This window comes from Enterobacter cloacae complex sp. SYL001, assembly GCF_049237025.1.
GTDB classification, from domain to species: Bacteria; Pseudomonadota; Gammaproteobacteria; order Enterobacterales; family Enterobacteriaceae; genus Enterobacter; species Enterobacter intestinihominis.
The window spans coordinates 136201-153708 of the sequence record NZ_JBMKJI010000008.1; the positions used below are offsets into that span (position 1 = coordinate 136201).

The window sequence follows — 17508 nt, forward strand, 5'->3', positions numbered from 1 at the left end:
TACAGGGCGCTGGAAGCGTCAACCCATTGAGGAAGCACAATGAACCGTCGCGCAGGTAAGCCAACAACAAAAAAAACGACGCAACTGGTGAACGTTGAAGAGCATGTGGAAGGCTTCCGTCAGGTGCGTGAGGCGCACCGCCGGGAGCTGATTGATGATTATGTCGAACTGATCTCCGATCTGATTCGTGAAGTTGGAGAAGCGCGCCAGGTGGATATGGCCGCACGCCTGGGGGTGTCGCAGCCAACCGTTGCCAAAATGTTAAAACGTCTGGCGTCGGTCGGGCTGATCGAGATGATCCCCTGGCGCGGGGTGTTTCTCACCGCTGAAGGCGAAAAGCTGGCGCAGGAGAGCCGCGAGCGCCATCAGATCGTCGAGAATTTTTTACTGGTGCTGGGCGTCAGCCCGGAAATTGCCCGTCGGGATGCCGAAGGTATGGAACACCACGTCAGCGAAGAGACGCTGGTGAAGTTCCGCGAATTTACGCTCAAATATGGCCCCGCCGCTGAATGAACATCCCCGGCTTGCAGGCCCTGAAACGCGATCGTTTTTTCCATCTTTTACTTATCACTGGCGTTGGGCTCAGCGTCTTTGTGCCCTTCACGCCGCACACCTGGCCGGCGGCCATAGACTGGCGCACCATTATTACCCTGAGCGGTTTGATGATGCTCACCAAAGGCGTAGAGCTGAGCGGCTATTTTGACGTGCTGGGGCGCAAAATGGTGCGCCGCTTCGCCACCGAGCGCAAACTGGCTCTGTTCATGGTCTTTTCGGCGGCGCTGCTGTCGACGTTCCTCACTAATGACGTAGCGCTGTTTATCGTGGTGCCGCTTACGCTCACGCTGCGTAAGCTGTGCGAAATACCGGTTACCCGTCTGATTATCTTTGAAGCGCTGGCCGTCAATGCAGGCTCGCTGCTCACGCCGATCGGTAACCCGCAGAACATTCTGCTGTGGGGACGCTCCGGCCTGTCGTTTACCGCATTTACCTGGCAGATGGCGCCGCTGGCGCTGGCGATCGTGGCGACGCTGCTGGTGGTGGGCTGGTTTGCTTTCCCGAATAAATCGTTGCAGTACCACAGCGGTACCACCGGCCCCCAGTGGCAGCCGCGTCTCGTCTGGAGCTGCCTGGGACTGTATATCGTTTTCATTACCGCGCTGGAGTTAAACCAGGCGCTGGCGGGCGCGCTGCTGGTGGCGTGTGGCTTCCTGTTCCTCGCCCGGCGGGTGCTGGTGAGTGTTGACTGGACGCTGCTGCTGGTGTTTATGGCGATGTTTATTGACGTGCATCTGCTGATCCAGCTCCCGGTATTGCAGACCGTTCTCCATAGCGTCAGCGGTCTGTCGCAGCCGGGACTATGGCTGACGGCGATTGGTCTCTCGCAGGTGATCAGTAACGTGCCGTCCACCATTTTGCTGCTTAACTATGTTCCCCCAACGGTACTGCTGGCGTGGGCGGTCAACGTCGGCGGCTTTGGGCTGCTGCCCGGCTCGCTGGCCAACCTCATCGCCCTGCGGATGGCCAACGATCGCCGCATCTGGTGGCGCTTCCATTTATGGTCAATCCCGATGCTGCTCTGGTCTGCGGCGGTCGGTTTCGGACTATTCCTTCTCATATAGTGCGCAATTTGTCAGTTTTTCCTGGCAAATGTATAGCAACGTCCTAGCTTTAGTGAACGGCATAGTGTGATGCCGCTCACTGACAGGACCGTTGCTGAACTATGGCAGAAGATCAAAATCCACCTGCTGACGAGCAGGATCAAAACAATAACGAGCGCAAGCGCCCGGGCAAAAAACCGTTAATTATCCTTGGCATCGTGGTCATCGTGATGGTGATCGTGGCGCTGGTCTGGTGGTTTTTAACCCGTAACGAAGAGACCACCGACGACGCCTTCACCGACGGCGACGTAGTGACCATTGCCCCAAAAACGGCAGGCTACGTTACCGAACTTCGCGTGCGGGATAACCAGCGTGTAAAGAAAGGGGATGTGCTGGTGGTGATCGATCCGCGTGATACCACCGCCCAGCGCGATCAGGCTCAGGCCCAGCTTGGGCTGGCGGTTGCGCAGTTGCATCAGGCACAGGCGCAGCTGGCGCTCTCGAAGGTGCAATATCCCGCCCAGCGCGATGAAGCCAAAGCCCAGGTACTGAAAGCCCAGGCGGATATGGCCAACGCTCAGGCGGAGTACCGCCGTCAGCGCGGCGTTGACCCCCGCGCGACCACACAACAAAGCATCGATGCCGCGAACGCTCAACTGCGGAGTGCCCAGGCGGGTCTGGCCAGCGCGCAGGCGCAGCTGGAGGTGGCGGAGCAGGTCCAGCTGCAAATCCGCCAGCAGGAGACTAACGTCGAAGCCCGCGAACGGCAGGTCGATCAGGCCAGAGCGCAGCTGGAAACCGCCAACCTGAACCTCTCTTATACCGAAGTCCGCGCCCCGTTCGACGGTTTTGTCACCAAACGCAACGTCCAGCCTGGTACGCTGGTGCAGGCAGGCACGGCACTGTTCTCGCTGGTTTCCCCGAACGTGTGGGTGGTGGCGAACTTCAAGGAGTCGCAGCTTGAACGTATGAAGCCGGGCGACAAAGTGACCGTGTCCGTCGATGCCTGGCCGGATATGGCGCTCGAAGGCCATATTGACAGCATCCAGCAGGGCAGCGGCTCGCGCTTCTCCGCCTTCCCGTCGGAAAACGCCACCGGTAACTTTGTGAAGATCGTTCAGCGCGTGCCGGTGAAAATCGTCATTGATAAGGGGCTGGATCCGAACAAACCGCTGCCGCTGGGGCTGTCGGTTGAACCGAAGGTCACCGTGGAATGACGGACAGCAGCCACGAAAACTGGAAGCCCGCCAGTAACCCGTGGGCGGTGGCGATTGTGGTCACCCTGGCGGTGTTTATGGAAATTCTGGACACCACCATCGTCAACGTGGCGCTGCCCCACGTCGCGGGATCGCTCTCGGCCAGCTATGACGAATCTACCTGGGTGCTCACCAGCTACCTGGTGGCGAACGGCATCGTGCTGCCGATCTCGGCCTTCCTGAGCCGGCTGTTTGGCCGCAAGCAGTTCTTCCTGATCTGCATTGTGATGTTCACCATCTGCTCGTTCCTGTGCGGCATCGCCACCGAGCTTTGGCAAATCATCCTGTTCCGTGTGATGCAGGGCTTTTTTGGCGGCGGGTTGCAGCCCACGCAGCAATCGGTGCTGCTCGATTACTTCAAGCCGGAGGACAGGGGCAAAGCCTTTGGCCTTTCATCCATTGCCATTATCGTCGCGCCGGTACTTGGCCCGACGCTGGGAGGCTGGATCACCGATAACTACTCCTGGCGCTGGGTGTTCTTTATCAATATTCCGGTAGGGATTGTGACGGTGCTGGCCATCTATCAGCTGCTGGAAGATCCGCCGTGGGAGAAAAAGTCGGAAGAGAAGCTCACCGTCGACTGGACGGGGATCGGCCTGATCGCTCTCGGACTTGGCTGTTTGCAGGTGATGCTCGACCGGGGCGAAGATGATGACTGGTTCTATTCGAACTTTATCCGCACCTTCGCGGTACTGACGCTGGTCGGCATTATCGGCGCGATCTACTGGCTGATGTATGCCAAAAAGCCGGTGGTGGATCTGCACTGTATGAAGGACCGCAACTTTGCGATCTCCAGCCTGCTGATGGCGGGGATGGCGATGATCCTGTACGGCAGTTCGGTGGTTATTCCGCAACTGGCGCAGCAGGATTTGGGCTATACCGCCACCTGGTCCGGGCTGGTGCTCTCGCCCGGCGCGGTGCTGATTGTGCTGACTATTCCGCTGGTACTGAAGCTGATGCCGGTGGTGCAGACGCGCTGGATCATCGCCTTCGGCTTTACCTGCCTGGCGGTGTCGTTCTTCTGGTCCCGCACGCTGACGCCGGATATCGATTTCGAAACGCTGGTGCTGTTCCGCAGCGCCCAGTCGATTGGACTCGGGTTCCTGTTTGTGCCCCTCACCACCATCGCCTTTATCTCGATCCCGAGGCGGCTTAACGCCGACGCGGCGGCGCTGTTTACCATGTTCCGCAACGTGGCTGGCTCGATTGGGATTTCGCTCTCGACGGCGGCGATCACCGAGCGCTCACAGGCGCACAGCGCGCATCTGGCTTACCACGCTTCGCCGTTTAATGAGCAGTTCCAACTGGCGATACGCGAAAGCGCCCTGGCGATCCAGAACTTCACCACTCAGGTGGGCGATCCGACCGGCATTGCCACCGGGCGGATGTACCAGACCATGATCGAGCAGTCGCGCTTTCTGGCCTACATCGACGTCTTCACCATTCTGAGCGCGGTGGCCCTATTACTGATTCCGTTTTGTTTGTTGCTCTCGCCGGTTAAGAGCGAGGGGAGTGCAGGAGCACACTGATGATACACAGACGTTTACACCCCCTGATGATAATGACGCTGCTGGTGGGCTGCGCCGTCGGGCCGGACTACCAACAGCCTGCACCGCCCGCCACCACGCACTGGAACGATAAGGGCGACGGCGCGGTGAAATCGCAAACGTCCTCCGCCGCCACCAACCCGCGCTGGTGGAAAACCTTCGGCTCGCCGCAGCTCGACAGCCTGATTGAACGCGCCATCGCCGGAAATCTGACGCTACAGCAAACGGTATTGCGCATTGCCGGCGCGCGCGAACAGATTAACCAGGCCGGCGGGGCATTTTTCCCGTCGGTGAATGGCAATGTGCAGGCGACGCGCCAGCAGCTTGGGCTGGAAGGGGAGCTGAAATCCCACGGCGTGTATGACCAGTTGAATAATGTCGATCCGCAGTTGCGAAGCGCGTTAGGCCCGCTGACGCAGCCGATTAACCTCTATCAGGGCAGCTTCGACGCTCAGTGGGAAATCGACCTGTGGGGCAAGGTGCGCCGTCAGGTAGAAGCGGCCGAGGCGCAGCAGCGGGCGGCGATCGAGCAGCGTAACGATGCGCTGGTCTCGCTGGAAGCCGAAGTGGCGCGGGCGTGGCTACAGCTGCGAGGGGCGCAGAGCATCATTGCCACGCTTAATACGCAAATTCAAAGCGCGCAGCAGACGCTGGATCTGACCGAAAGCCGCCAGCGGGGCGGGCTGTCACCGCAGATGGACGTAGAAAACGCCCGGGCGCAGCTGGGCAATCTTGAAGCCCAGTTGCCGCAGTATCAGGCGCAGGAACGCCAGGCGATGAACGGGCTGGCCATTCTGCTCGGCAAACCGCCGGGGGCGCTGGATGCCGAATTACAATCCGTGCAGCCGATGCCAGCGTTGCCGGATATTGTGCAAACCGGCATTCCGTCAACGCTGGCGCGTCGTCGCCCGGACGTGCGCGAAGCTGAGGCGAACCTCCATGCCGCTACGGCGCAAATTGGCGTCTCGGTAGCCGAACTGTTCCCAAGCTTCACCCTCTCCGGGCAGTTTGGCCTGCGTAACAGCGAATCCGGCTGGCTGACCGACTGGAGCAGCCACTTTTACAGCTTCGGTCCGCAGGTCTCCATCCCCATCTTCCAGGGCGGTCGGCTGGTCTCCAGCGTCAAGGTGGCCCGCGCACAGCAAGGGGCGGCGGTGCTGGACTATCGTCAGACGGTGCTGACGGCGCTCGGCGACGTTGAAAACGCGCTGGTGAGCTATCGCACTGACCAGCAGCGTGAGGCGGGCCTGGCGAAAACCATCGACGCGCTGCAAAACGCTTTTGATCTCGCCAGCGACAGCTACCGACAGGGGATCGCCAGTTTTATTGACGTGCTGGACGCCCAGCGTCAGCTCGCTCAGGCCGAACAGCAGCGGGCGCAGGCGCAGGTGCAGAGCGCGCTTGACCTGGTGGCGCTCTACAAAGCCCTCGGCGGCGGCTGGGAGCCGTATCAGCAGGTTCAGCTGCCAGACTACAGCGTCTTTGGCGATGCCCCGCGCGGATAGATTCAGAGGATTGGGCAAGAAACGGACAGGAACGCCACATTCGCGATGGCTGGGGGGCGGGTATAACTAACAGACACCCAATCGACATGCGAGGAAAGCGTTATGCGTTATCAAAAACTGGGCAATACCGGACTGTTTGTTTCTGAACTCTGCCTCGGCACCATGACCTTCGGCGGCGAGGGCGGCATGTGGGGCAAGATTGGCCAGCTAAGGCAAAACGAAGCCGAGCAGCTGGTGGGCCGCGCGCTGGACGCGGGCATCAACTTTATCGACACTGCCGACGTCTATTCGGAAGGACGCTCGGAGGAGATCCTCGGGCAGGCGCTGAAAAACCTGAACGTTCCACGTGAAAACGTGGTGGTCGCCACAAAGGTGTTTGGTGAAACGGGCACGGCGGGAGTGAACTCACGCGGCGGCTCGCGCTATCACATTATCGACAGCGTAAAGGAGAGCCTGCGCCGCCTGCAGCTCGATCATATCGATCTCTATCAGCTGCACGGTTTCGACCCCGCGACCCCCATTGAGGAGACGCTTTACGCACTGGATAACCTTGTACAGCACGGTCACGTGCGATACATCGGCGTCTCGAACTGGACTGCGTGGCAGATTGCCAAAGCGCTCGGTATTTCTGAACGTCTTGGGCTGGCGCGTTTCGCATCGTTGCAGGCGTATTACACCATTGCCGGACGTGACCTGGAGCGCGAGCTGGTGCCGATGATGCAGAGCGAAGGCGTCGGATTGATGGTCTGGAGCCCGCTGGCGGGCGGCCTGCTGAGCGGAAAATACGGTCGTGACGGGCAGAGCGAAACCGGAGGCCGCCGTCTGGAATTTGACTTCCCGCCGGTGAATAAAGATCGCGCCTTCGACTGCGTGGACGTAATGCGCGTCATTGCCGAGCGTAGGGGCGTCTCCGTGGCGCAAATCGCGCTGGCATGGCTGCTGCATCAAAAAGCGGTGACAAGCGTCATTATTGGTGCGAAACGCGTCGATCAGCTGGACGATAATATTGCCGCCACCGGGATCCGCTTAAGCGAAGACGAGCTTAAACAGCTTGATGCCGTCAGCGCGCTGCCGCGCGAATATCCAGGCTGGATGCTGGAGCGGCAGGGGGAATACCGTCGTAGTCAGCTCGCGCAGCAGTAACCTTCCTTTTCCCCGGTGGCGCTTCGCTTACCGGGGCTACTATCTCTGGTCTTTATTTCAACCCACCTCACAAAAAATGCTCCTTCTCTTTGCCTGATGTTTCATCTCGATCTATATGACTAGTCATGAAATTTAAATGACTAGTCATATAGGGAGCAACCATGAACAAATCACTGCCAGCCAACTTTTTATGGGGCAACTCGGTATCCAGCATGCAGACGGAAGGGGCATGGAATGAGGGCGGGAAGGGGATGTCGGTATATGACATTCGGGAAGCAGGAGAAAACATCTCCGACTGGAAAGTGGCGACCGACTCCTACCACCGCTACCGGGAAGATTTCGATCTGATGCAGGATCTGGGCATGAGCTGCTACCGCTTCCAGATCTCCTGGAGCCGCGTCTGCCCGCAGGGTGACGGCGAGTTCAACGCCGAAGGTATCGCGTTTTACGACCGCTTTATTAACGATCTGCTCGCCCGCGGTATTGAGCCGATGGTCTGCCTCTACCACTTCGATATGCCTCTGGCGCTGGCGCAGGAGTACAACGGCTTCAACGACCGCCGGGTGATGGAGGCCTTTATCCGCTACGGCAAGAAGATGATCGACTGCTACGGCGATCGCGTGAAGTACTGGCTGACCTTCAACGAGCAGAACATTTTCCATATGCCGGAAGCTTTTCGCATTTCCGGTTACATGAAAGGTGAACAAACCCTGCGCGAGCTGTATGAGCTTCAGCACCATGCGATGGTGGCGCACATGACTCTGACCGAATACCTGCACCAGACTAAGCCAGGCAAGCTGATGGGCGGCATGCTGGCGCACCAGCTGATTTATCCGGCCACCTGCAAACCGCGTGATATCTTCTGCGCCCAGCAGTACGACGAATTCCTCAACCAGAACCTGCTGCGCGTCTTCGCGGGACAGGGCTACAGCCCGGCGGTGATGGCGGTGGTGGAGCAGGAGGGCTTCGGTGATATCTACCGCGCAGACGATCTCGCGCTGTTTGCGCGCACGAAGAACGACTTTATGGCCTTCAGCTATTACGCCAGCAAAACGCTGGATAGCGATGCCATCCCGGAAGGCACGCCGGTGAACCATTACCTGCTGCATGGCGAGAAAAATAACCCGTACCTGAAAGCCACCGAGTGGAACTGGCAGATCGACCCGCTGGGCTTTCGCACCATCATCACCCGCTATGCCAACGACTGGCGGATGCCGGTATTCCCGATTGAAAACGGCATCGGCGTGATCGAGTCCTGGGACGGGGTAAACCCGATCGAGGACACCTACCGCATCGACTACCACCGGGCGCACATCGAGGCGATGAAAGCGGCAATATTCGAGGACGGGGCAGAGGTAATGGGCTACCTCGGCTGGGGCTTAATCGACATTCTCAGCTCGCAGGGTGACATGCGTAAGCGCTACGGCGTGGTCTACGTCAACCGTGAAAATCACGATCTGAAAGACCTTAAGCGCGTGCCGAAGAAGAGCTACGCGTGGTTAAAACAGGTTATCCATACTAACGGACGCGAGATGTAAGCCGTACGCTGCCGGGCCGTTTTTGTGACTGATTGATGGGAATACTCCGCTATGTCTGAAACAAAAATAACACCGCACATGCAGTCTTTTGTCGATAAATTTGTTGAGTTCTCGGCGCGCCTGGCAAACCAGGTGCATCTTCGCTCCCTGCGCGACGCTTTCGCCACGGTGATGCCGATTTTCATCCTCGCCGGTCTGGCGGTGCTGGTGAACAACGTCGTGTTTCCATGGGTGCTGGAAGGCGACACGCTCACGCAGTTTAAGGTGTGGGGCGAGGCGATTATCAACGGCACGCTGAACATCGCCGCGCTGCTGCTGGCGCCGATGATCGCCTGGTCGCTGGCGCGCAACAAAGATTTCGACAATCCGGTCTCGGCAGTGGTTATCGCCGTCAGCAGCTTCATCATCATGATGCCGATGCGCTTACAGATTACGCCTGTTGGCAGCGACGCCACGGTAAACGTTACCCAGGTGCTGACGTTCGCCAATATCGGCTCCACCGGGATTTTCGCCGGGGTGCTGATTGGGCTGCTCTCAACCGAGCTGTTTATCGCCATTTCACGGCTGAAGGCGCTGCACATTTCGCTGGGGGAGAACGTGCCTCCGGCGGTGAGCAAATCCTTTACCGCGCTGATCCCGACGATCCTCACGCTCTCCCTGTTTGCGGTGCTGGCGGCCATACTGGCGAACGTTCTGCATACGGATCTGATCCATCTCATTACGACATTCATTCAGCAGCCGCTGCGGCTGATCAACACCAGTCTGCCCGGGACGATCTTCATTTACAGCTTCGGTAACTTCCTGTTCACGCTCGGTATTCATCAGTCGGTGGTCAACAGCGTGGTGCTGGAGCCGTTTCTGCTGATCAACACCAACGAGAACATGCTGGCCTTTGCCAACGGCCAGCCGATCCCACACATCATCAACAACATCTTTGTGCCGACCTTTGGCATGGTGGGCGGGACGGGCAGCACTATCTCATTGCTGATCGCTATCTTCATCTTCTCAAGACAGAAATCAGCGAAGCAGGTGGCGCGTCTGTCACTGGCGCCGGGTCTGTTCAACATCAACGAGCCGGTGATTTTCGGCCTGCCGATTGTCTTTAACCTGCCGCTGATGATCCCGTTTGTGCTGCTGCCCGCTATCGGGATTTACTTTGCGTGGCTCTGTACCACGCTGGGGCTCATGTCGCGCTGCGTGGTGATGATCCCGTGGACGACCCCGCCGATCCTCAGCGCCTGGCTGGCGACGGCGGGGGACTGGCGGGCGGTGGTGGTGCAGTTGGCAATCATCGTATTTGGTGTATTCTTCTACCTGCCTTTCCTCAAAGTTGCCGAGCGAGTGGCGTTGAAAAACAGCGGGACAGAACACTAATTTAAGGAAGGACGATGGCGGCGAAGTACATCACCATAGCGCGGGAAATTAAGAAACGCATTATCACCCAGCAGTACGCCGCCAATGAACCTCTGCCGGACCAGTTCGCGCTGGCGGCGGAGTTCAGCACCAGCCGGATGACCATTCAGCAGGCGATGCGTCAGCTGATCGTAGAAGGGCTGGTCTATACCCGACAGGGGCAGGGCACGTTCATCCGCAAAAATTTCCTCCAGCTTTCCCAGTGGGATCTCTCCGGCAGCGACTACTTCGGGGCGACCAAGACCTGGGAACATTTAGGCACGGTGACGAGCCAGGTGGTGCACTTCGAACTTCGCTTCCCGAACGAGAAAGAGCAGGCCTCGCTGATGATAAATCCGGATACGCCGATCTATGACTTCATCCGTCTGCGTTTACTCAACGGTGAGCCAATGTCCCTGGACGCCACGGTGATGCCGCTCAATCTGGTGCCCGGGCTGAACAAAACCCATCTTGAAAGTTCGGTATTCCGGTATGTGCAGGAGACGCTGGGGCTGAAGATCATGGGATCGTATCGTGTGGTGCGGGCGCTGAAGCCCAGTGCGCTGGATATGCAGCATCTGGTCTGTGAGCCAACCGACCCGGTGCTGGAGGTGGAGCAGGTGATCTATCTGGAAGATGGTACGCCGCTGGAGTACGCCCATTGTCACTATCGCTATGATCATGGCGGCATCGTTATTGTGAATAACGGATAAAAAAAAGCGGGCCTCGAGGCCCGCTTTGTTCGTGCTCGCGATTAGTTCAAACGCACCGGCATACCGGAACGGTTCTGAATCGCCTGGTCAACGATGGTCGTGTCAACATCCGCCTGAGAGGTAACGGACTGCACCGCGCTGGTCAGCTTAATCGGTACGATTTCGTTGTTGTTGATCTGATCTTCGCTGGTGGACAGCGGGTTATGCACTTCAATGTAACGGCTGCCGTCCGGCTCTGACGTCGCTTTCACCGGTTCGTTAATGAACTGCACGCGCGTACCGACCGGCACGTTATCGAACAGGAATTTGATGTCTTCATTACGCAGACGTACGCAGCCGTGGCTTACGCGCAGGCCGATACCGAAGTTGGCGTTAGTACCGTGGATGGCATACAGACGACCAATGTACAGCGCGTACAGACCCATCGGGTTATCCGGGCCAGCAGGCACAACGGCCGGCAGCGGTTCACCGGCAGCAATGTACTCAGCGTGCATTTTGGCGGTCGGCGTCCAGGTTGGGCCCGCTTTCTTACGCTCCACTTTGGTGGTCCAGTTCAGCGGGGTGTCTTTACCCAGCTGACCGATACCGATAGGCAGAACGATCACGGTGTTAGTGCCTTTCGGGTAGTAATACAGACGCATTTCGGCGCTGTTAATCACGATACCTTCGTGCACGGTATCCGGCAGGATCAGCTGCTGTGGAATGTTGAGTACGGTACCCGCTTTCGGCAGATACGGGTCAACGCCCGGGTTCGCTTCCAGCATGTTAGACAGGCCGAGCTGATACTGCGCCGCGAAGTATTCCAGCGGCTGAGTGTTACCTTCCGGAACCGTCACCACCTGGTTTTCACCCACCAGACGGCTTCCGTCTGTCGGCAGGGGATACGTCACCGCAGACGCGGTCTTACAAAAACCTACTACGGCTAACGCCGCCGCAAAAAGCGTTGTTAATTTCATGTTCATGTTATGCGAGGTATCTAAGCCATTCTGGCGATGAGTTGAGAAGTCTGAATCTGTAATGGGAGCGCATTATATGTGCATTCCCGTTAACTGGGAATTCAGATGTGTACGAAATCACATTTTTTTCGATTTTGTTAAAGTTTAGTGGATTACCGCAACACAGGATCTCAATTCGGAATTGTGGCATAATGCCGCGTTTATCACACTTTTCGCAGGAATCTCTCCGTGTTAGTTACCAGCAACGTCACTATGCAGTTTGGCAGTAAGCCGCTGTTCGAAAATATTTCCGTCAAATTTGGCGGCGGCAACCGTTACGGCCTGATTGGTGCCAACGGTAGCGGAAAATCCACCTTTATGAAGATCCTCGGCGGTGACCTGGAGCCGACGCTGGGCAACGTCTCGCTCGACCCGAACGAGCGTATCGGTAAGCTGCGTCAGGATCAGTTCGCCTTCGAAGAGTTCACCGTGCTCGACACCGTGATCATGGGGCATGCGGAGCTGTGGGAAGTGAAGCAGGAGCGCGATCGTATCTACGGTCTCGCTGAGATGAGCGAAGAAGACGGTTACAAAGTGGCCGACCTGGAAACGCAGTACGGCGAAATGGACGGTTATTCTGCGGAAGCGCGTGCGGGCGAACTGCTGCTGGGCGTCGGCATTCCTGTTGAACAGCACTATGGTCCGATGAGCGAAGTTGCGCCAGGCTGGAAGCTGCGTGTGCTGCTGGCGCAGGCGCTGTTCTCTAACCCGGACATCCTGCTGCTCGACGAACCGACCAACAACCTGGACATCGACACCATCCGCTGGCTGGAGCAGACCCTGAACGATCGCGACAGCACCATGATCATCATCTCGCACGACCGTCACTTCCTTAACATGGTGTGTACGCACATGGCGGATCTGGATTACGGCGAGCTGCGCGTTTATCCGGGCAATTACGATGAGTACATGACGGCGGCAACCCAGGCGCGTGAACGTCTGCTTGCCGACAACGCCAAGAAGAAAGCGCAGATTGCGGACCTGCAATCCTTCGTGAGCCGCTTCAGCGCTAACGCCTCTAAATCGCGCCAGGCAACGTCGCGTGCCCGTCAGATCGACAAAATCAAGCTCGAAGAGGTAAAAGCCTCCAGCCGTCAGAACCCGTTCATTCGCTTCGAGCAGGACAAGAAGCTGTTCCGTAACGCGCTGGAAGTGGAAGCCCTCACCAAAGGCTTCGATGAAGGCCCGCTGTTCAAAAACTTCAACCTGCTGCTGGAAGTGGGCGAGAAGATTGCTATCCTGGGTGCCAACGGCGTGGGTAAATCCACTATGCTGAAAACTCTGGTGGGCGAAATGCAACCGGATAACGGTACCGTGAAATGGTCTGAAAACGCGCAGATTGGTTACTACGCGCAGGACCATGAATATGAGTTCGAAAACGATCTGACCGTCTTCGACTGGATGAGCCAGTGGAAGCAGGAAGGCGACGACGAGCAGGCGGTACGCAGCATTCTGGGGCGTCTGCTGTTCAGCCAGGACGACATCAAAAAGCCCGCCAAAGTGCTCTCCGGTGGTGAAAAGGGCCGTATGCTGTTCGGCAAGCTGATGATGGAAAAACCGAATATCCTGGTGATGGACGAACCAACCAACCACCTGGATATGGAATCGATCGAATCCCTGAACATGGCGCTGGAGATGTATCAGGGCACCCTAATCTTCGTCTCTCACGACCGTGAGTTCGTCAGCTCCCTGGCGACCCGCGTGATCGAAATCACGCCAGAGCGCGTGGTGGACTTCACCGGTAACTACGAAGATTACCTGCGCAGTAAAGGTATCGAGAGTTAAAAAAATAGCCGGGTGGCGGCTTCGCCTTACCCGGCCTACGTTCTATCCCCTCTCCCTGTGGGAGAGGGTTAGGGTGAGGGCATCAGGCCGCACTAAACCACCCACTCGCCCCCTTCAACCCCGTTCACCCGCAGCGTACGTTTTTCCCCCGTCGGTAACGACACCTTCAGTGCCTTCCATGCCGGACGATAGTCGCCGCGCGCATTCACCTTCAGGTTGATACTTGCGCCGTCGCACACCATCTCCCATTCCACCCACAGCGCATTGCCGTTCAGGTAGCCCCAGCTTTCGCCGTCATCCTCAAACAGCAGCCCGGAGGTGGTGCCGACGCCTTTCACCGGGAACAGTTTTAGCTCGCGGGTATCGTCTTTATCGGCGCACACGTGACGGATGCGTTCGCTGAGCGGCAAACCGGCCCCTGCGCGCACCAGAAGCGGCAGCTTTTCCAGCGGCGCATCAAGGACGATCGATTGCCCGCCCGCATACCACGCGTGGGTGTAAAAATCGTACCAGCCGGTTTCGTTATCCGGCAGCCAGACGCGGCGCTCGCGCTGCCCGGCTTCGACGACGCTGGCCACCAGCAGGTCACGGCCCAGCAGGAAGTCGTCGCACTCTTCAAAGGTCTGCGCATCGTGCTCATGATCGAGGAAGGTCGGGCGCAGCATCGGCTCGTCGTCGGCGTGCGCCTGCCAGAGCAGGGTGTAGAGGTACGGCAGCAGGCGATAGCGCAGTTCAATGGCGCTACGAATCGCAGGGGTCACGCCCGGGTACATCCACGGTTCGTTCACGGTGCGATCGTCATTCCACGAGTGGATGGTAAAGCGCGGATGCATCACGCCGTTCTGTACCCAGCGCACGAACAGCTCGGCATCCGGCTTGTCGCCGGAGAAACCGCCGACGTCGTGACCGACGTTGAACAGTCCGGACAGGCTCATGCCCAGGCCCATGCGGATGTTGTAGCGCAGGGTGTCCCAGTTGGTACGGTTGTCGCCGCTCCAGGTCTGAACGTAGCGCTGCATTCCGGCACAGCCGGAGCGGGAGATCAGATACGGACGTTTATCCGGCGCAAAGCGCTGCTGTGCTTCCAGCGAGGCGCGCATCATCAGCAGCGGCATCACCGGGCGAATATGCTTGATGGCGATCTCCTGGCCGAAGCCATAGCAGCGCGCTTCCCCGTCCCACACTTCATACTCGTTGTTGTCGTTCCAGGTGGAGTCGATGCCCATCTCCAGCAGCTGCGTGGTCACGCCGTTCTGCCACCACTGCACCGTCTGCGGGTTGGTGAAGTCGAGATGCGATCCTTCGTCATCCCAGAAGCTGGAACGTTCAGGCGCATCGGTTTCTGAATCGCGAATGAACAGGCCGCGTTCCGCCACTTCGCCGTAGCGGGGATGATCCTGCAACAGGCACGGCTTGATGTTTGCCGCAAGCCGCAGCCCCGAGTCGTGGAACGCCTGGCTCATCACCTTCGGCTGCGGCACTTTGTCGTAGTTCCAGTTAAAAACGTAGCGCTTGCCGTTAATCGAGGTATAGCCGGAGGAGAGCTGGAACGAGTCGCACGGAATGGCATGCTCATCGCACAGGCGGATGAAGTTCATCAGCTGGTCCTGCGCGTCCGGCGCGTCGGTGTAGTGCATGGTTGAGCCGCTGTAGCCCAGGCTCCACTTCGGTCCGAACAGCGTTTTCCCCGTCAGGCGCACGAAGGCTTTCGTCACGTCCAGCACGCGCTTGCCGGTGAAGAGGTAGTAGTCAATATCGCCCGCTTCCGCCTGCCAGCGGCGGTAGGCGGTGTGATAGTTGTCGATCTCGTTACCCAGATCCAGCCAGCAGCTGCTCAGGTTATCGTAGAACAGGCCGTAGCTCACGTCATCGCGACGGGTGAGGGTGAACGGGATGTGCTTGTAAAGCGGATCGGTGCTGGCGGCGTTATAGCCCATCGCGTCCAGGTTACGCATCTCATAGCGTTTGCCGTTACGCTGTAAATCCCCCGCTTTCTCACCCAGACCGTAAAAACGTTCATCCTTGCGACGGCTGAGATAGTGCGCCACGCCGTCACCGTGGGCATTGAGCAGGTAGGCGCTGGTGGGACGGTCGTTAACCAGCGGCTGCCACTCGCCCGCTTCATTGCGGTAGTGCCACTCCAGCCACAGGGGCTGGTGGACGGTGACGCGCAGCTGTTCGGTCGCTACGGTTAACGCATCGCCCAGCTGCGTCAGTGTCCAGGCCGGGCAGGTGAAGCCACTGACATCGTCACGACGGCGGCCTTCCCACGGTACGTCTTGTTCCGGCGCGATGCTCCAGGTGCGGTCCAGCGCCAGCTGGCCTTTACGCTTGATCAGCACGCGGAACAGATTCTCTTCCAGCACATACAGGCACAGACGGTGCTGGTTATCCACCAGCAGTTCCAGATGATTCGCCGACTGCGTATCGATGGTCCAGTTTTTCAGGGTTTTCATATGCAATACATCCACTATCAGGCGCGCTTGGCGCGACGTTCAGCAATAAATGCCACCAGGAAGAAAGCGCCAATCAGGTCAAAGAAGCCCATGGCGATAAAGAGCGGGTTGAAGCCGATTTTGTCGGCGGTCACCCCAATCAAAAGAGAGAACAGGAAGCTGGCGATCCACGCCGCCGAGCCGCGCATGCCGTTAACCGTCGCCATCTGGCCCTTGTCGAACGACTCCACGACCAGCGCGCTCAGCATGCAGGAGATAATCTGGTGGCCGAAACCGCCGATGGAGATCAGCACGATGGTGATATACGGGTCGCGGGTCACGGCCACAACGGCCAGAGAAATCATCAGAAACGCGCCGGTCACTGAACTTGCCACCACCGAGTTGACGCGGGTGCAGCCGAACCAGCGGGTGTAAAGCCGGGTGAGGTAGCCACTCGCCACGCTGCCGAGGTCGGCGGCGAGGAACGGCAGCCAGGCAAACATCGCGATCTGTTTCAAATCCATGCCGTGCTCTTTGGCGAGGTAAAGCGGCACCCAGAAGCTCAGCACCGCCCAGGCGGGTTCCGCCATAAAGGCCGGAATGGCGATACCGTAGAACCGTTTGTTCTTCGAGACGGTTTTCAGCGCGGTCAGAAAGGGCAGCCTGACCGGTGCGGGTTCGTTATCCTGTTTGATAAACGCCAGCTCGTCGCGGCTCAGGTTCGGGTGCTGCTCCGGGTTGTGATAGAAGATCCACCACAGGATCACCCACAGCAGCGCCAGCACGCCGGTAAACATAAACGCACCCTGCCAGCCGAACGACGCATGAGCGAAGTAAATGATTGGCGGAGCCAGCATCGCACCGATGGAGAAGCCCACGCCCGCCCAACCGGCGGCAACAGGACGCTCTGATTTCGGGAACCATTCACCGATGGTTTTGGCGTTCGCTGGCGTGGCGGCGGCTTCGGACGCGCCCATAAAGAAGCGAAGGATCGCGAGATGCAGCCAGCTCCCGGCACCTGCGTGGAAGATACACATCAGCGCCCAAATCCCGGCGCAGACCATAAAGCCAATCTTGAGGCCGATAACGTCAATCAGCCAGCCGCAAAGGGGCTGGAAAATGGTATAGGCGATCTGGAACGCGCCGACGATCCACGAGTATTGCTCGGTGGTGATACCAAGGCTCTCTTTCAGCTCGGGGGCGAGAATACCTAACGAGTTACGGGTGATGTAGTTTACGGTCACGCCAAGAAGAAACAGCACCAGTACGTACCAGCGCAGATTCTTAATGACGCGACGGGTTTTGCTTGTCGCAACGGTGTTGTTGATGTCCTGACTCATTTTCTTCTCCACAAGACGGACGGTAAGGGACAAAGGTTCAGGTGTCACACAGCGTCAGGCGTTTGAAAGTTATCTGTTTTAGAGTGCTAAGCTGCTATACAACTAGTATGGAAGTTGTGTGACAGGTTCACCTTAAGAGAGAAATTGAGCAGGAAATAGTGGATTTTGTGCAAACTTTCTCATAACCGAGGTTTAATTTTCGGCATTATGGCCTTCTCGCAAGTTATTACCTGATAAAGATGTTGTGAAAATTTTTTCATT

13 protein-coding genes are annotated in these 17508 nt (G+C 58.1%); 10 read left to right on the forward strand and 3 right to left on the reverse strand.

Features of this window, described 5'->3' with window-relative positions:
• Positions 1–39: 39 nt before the first annotated feature.
• From mntR to ACOTZP_RS10695, 9 genes are all read left to right on the forward strand, one after another.
• Positions 40–513 carry a manganese-binding transcriptional regulator MntR gene (mntR, locus tag ACOTZP_RS10655; protein ID WP_022647526.1) on the forward strand — a complete coding sequence of 158 codons (474 nt, stop codon included), beginning with the start codon at positions 40–42 and terminating at the stop codon, positions 511–513.
• The gene (locus ACOTZP_RS10660) at positions 510–1619 is read left to right on the forward strand and encodes an anion transporter (RefSeq protein WP_023299650.1); all 1110 of its coding nucleotides are present in this window, start codon (positions 510–512) and stop codon (positions 1617–1619) included. The genes mntR and ACOTZP_RS10660 overlap by 4 nt, the downstream gene beginning before the upstream one ends.
• A 101-nt stretch (positions 1620–1720) precedes the next feature.
• Positions 1721–2815 (forward strand): HlyD family secretion protein, encoded by a 1095-nt coding sequence (locus ACOTZP_RS10665; protein ID WP_022647528.1) that lies wholly within the window; start codon positions 1721–1723, stop codon positions 2813–2815.
• Positions 2812–4383 carry a DHA2 family efflux MFS transporter permease subunit gene (locus ACOTZP_RS10670; protein ID WP_271086667.1) on the forward strand — a complete coding sequence of 524 codons (1572 nt, stop codon included), beginning with the start codon at positions 2812–2814 and terminating at the stop codon, positions 4381–4383. Before ACOTZP_RS10665 ends, ACOTZP_RS10670 begins: the two co-directional genes overlap by 4 nt.
• On the forward strand, positions 4383–5906 hold the full coding sequence (locus tag ACOTZP_RS10675; RefSeq protein WP_271074935.1) for an efflux transporter outer membrane subunit: 1524 nt from the start codon (positions 4383–4385) through the stop codon (positions 5904–5906). Before ACOTZP_RS10670 ends, ACOTZP_RS10675 begins: the two co-directional genes overlap by 1 nt.
• Before the next feature lie 102 nt (positions 5907–6008).
• Entirely contained in the window at positions 6009–7049 is a 1041-nt protein-coding gene (locus tag ACOTZP_RS10680; RefSeq protein WP_023299653.1) for an aldo/keto reductase, read from the forward strand.
• A 161-nt stretch (positions 7050–7210) separates the two neighbouring features.
• Positions 7211–8587, forward strand: a complete 1377-nt coding sequence (locus tag ACOTZP_RS10685) for a glycoside hydrolase family 1 protein (RefSeq protein WP_271074936.1) — start codon at positions 7211–7213, stop codon at positions 8585–8587.
• Positions 8588–8638: 51 nt separating this feature from the next.
• Complete coding sequence (locus ACOTZP_RS10690) at positions 8639–9961, forward strand: PTS sugar transporter subunit IIC (protein WP_032624602.1); 1323 nt, start codon at positions 8639–8641, stop codon at positions 9959–9961.
• 14 nt (positions 9962–9975) lie between these two features.
• Positions 9976–10692 (forward strand): GntR family transcriptional regulator, encoded by a 717-nt coding sequence (locus ACOTZP_RS10695; RefSeq protein ID WP_015571043.1) that lies wholly within the window; start codon positions 9976–9978, stop codon positions 10690–10692.
• Between the two features lie 41 nt (positions 10693–10733).
• On the opposite strand, the gene ldtB is transcribed toward ACOTZP_RS10695, so the two are convergent.
• The gene (gene ldtB, locus ACOTZP_RS10700) at positions 10734–11654 is read right to left on the reverse strand and encodes a L,D-transpeptidase (protein ID WP_003858435.1); all 921 of its coding nucleotides are present in this window, start codon (positions 11652–11654) and stop codon (positions 10734–10736) included.
• Between the two features lie 222 nt (positions 11655–11876).
• Between ldtB and ACOTZP_RS10705 the strand changes: the two genes are divergently transcribed.
• On the forward strand, positions 11877–13472 hold the full coding sequence (locus ACOTZP_RS10705) for an ABC-F family ATPase (RefSeq protein ID WP_022647534.1): 1596 nt from the start codon (positions 11877–11879) through the stop codon (positions 13470–13472).
• A gap of 92 nt (positions 13473–13564) precedes the next feature.
• Here ACOTZP_RS10705 and ACOTZP_RS10710 read toward each other — a convergent pair whose 3' ends face one another.
• Positions 13565–15928, reverse strand: coding sequence for a glycoside hydrolase family 31 protein (locus ACOTZP_RS10710; protein WP_271074937.1), 2364 nt, complete (start codon positions 15926–15928; stop codon positions 13565–13567).
• Between the two features lie 17 nt (positions 15929–15945).
• Complete coding sequence (locus tag ACOTZP_RS10715; protein WP_023299659.1) at positions 15946–17247, reverse strand: MFS transporter; 1302 nt, start codon at positions 17245–17247, stop codon at positions 15946–15948.
• Between the last annotated feature and the right edge of the window lie 261 nt (positions 17248–17508).

What these genes read in the sequence shown, in the direction of transcription:
- mntR (WP_022647526.1), top strand. Translation starts at nt 40, where the DNA reads ATGAACCGTCGCGCAGGTAAGCCAACAACAAAAAAAACGACGCAACTG.
- ACOTZP_RS10660 (WP_023299650.1), top strand. Translation starts at nt 510, where the DNA reads ATGAACATCCCCGGCTTGCAGGCCCTGAAACGCGATCGTTTTTTCCAT.
- ACOTZP_RS10665 (WP_022647528.1), top strand. Translation starts at nt 1,721, where the DNA reads ATGGCAGAAGATCAAAATCCACCTGCTGACGAGCAGGATCAAAACAAT.
- ACOTZP_RS10670 (WP_271086667.1), top strand. Translation starts at nt 2,812, where the DNA reads ATGACGGACAGCAGCCACGAAAACTGGAAGCCCGCCAGTAACCCGTGG.
- ACOTZP_RS10675 (WP_271074935.1), top strand. Translation starts at nt 4,383, where the DNA reads ATGATACACAGACGTTTACACCCCCTGATGATAATGACGCTGCTGGTG.
- ACOTZP_RS10680 (WP_023299653.1), top strand. Translation starts at nt 6,009, where the DNA reads ATGCGTTATCAAAAACTGGGCAATACCGGACTGTTTGTTTCTGAACTC.
- ACOTZP_RS10685 (WP_271074936.1), top strand. Translation starts at nt 7,211, where the DNA reads ATGAACAAATCACTGCCAGCCAACTTTTTATGGGGCAACTCGGTATCC.
- ACOTZP_RS10690 (WP_032624602.1), top strand. Translation starts at nt 8,639, where the DNA reads ATGTCTGAAACAAAAATAACACCGCACATGCAGTCTTTTGTCGATAAA.
- ACOTZP_RS10695 (WP_015571043.1), top strand. Translation starts at nt 9,976, where the DNA reads ATGGCGGCGAAGTACATCACCATAGCGCGGGAAATTAAGAAACGCATT.
- ldtB (WP_003858435.1), bottom strand. Translation starts at nt 11,654, where the DNA reads ATGAACATGAAATTAACAACGCTTTTTGCGGCGGCGTTAGCCGTAGTA.
- ACOTZP_RS10710 (WP_271074937.1), bottom strand. Translation starts at nt 15,928, where the DNA reads ATGAAAACCCTGAAAAACTGGACCATCGATACGCAGTCGGCGAATCAT.
- ACOTZP_RS10715 (WP_023299659.1), bottom strand. Translation starts at nt 17,247, where the DNA reads ATGAGTCAGGACATCAACAACACCGTTGCGACAAGCAAAACCCGTCGC.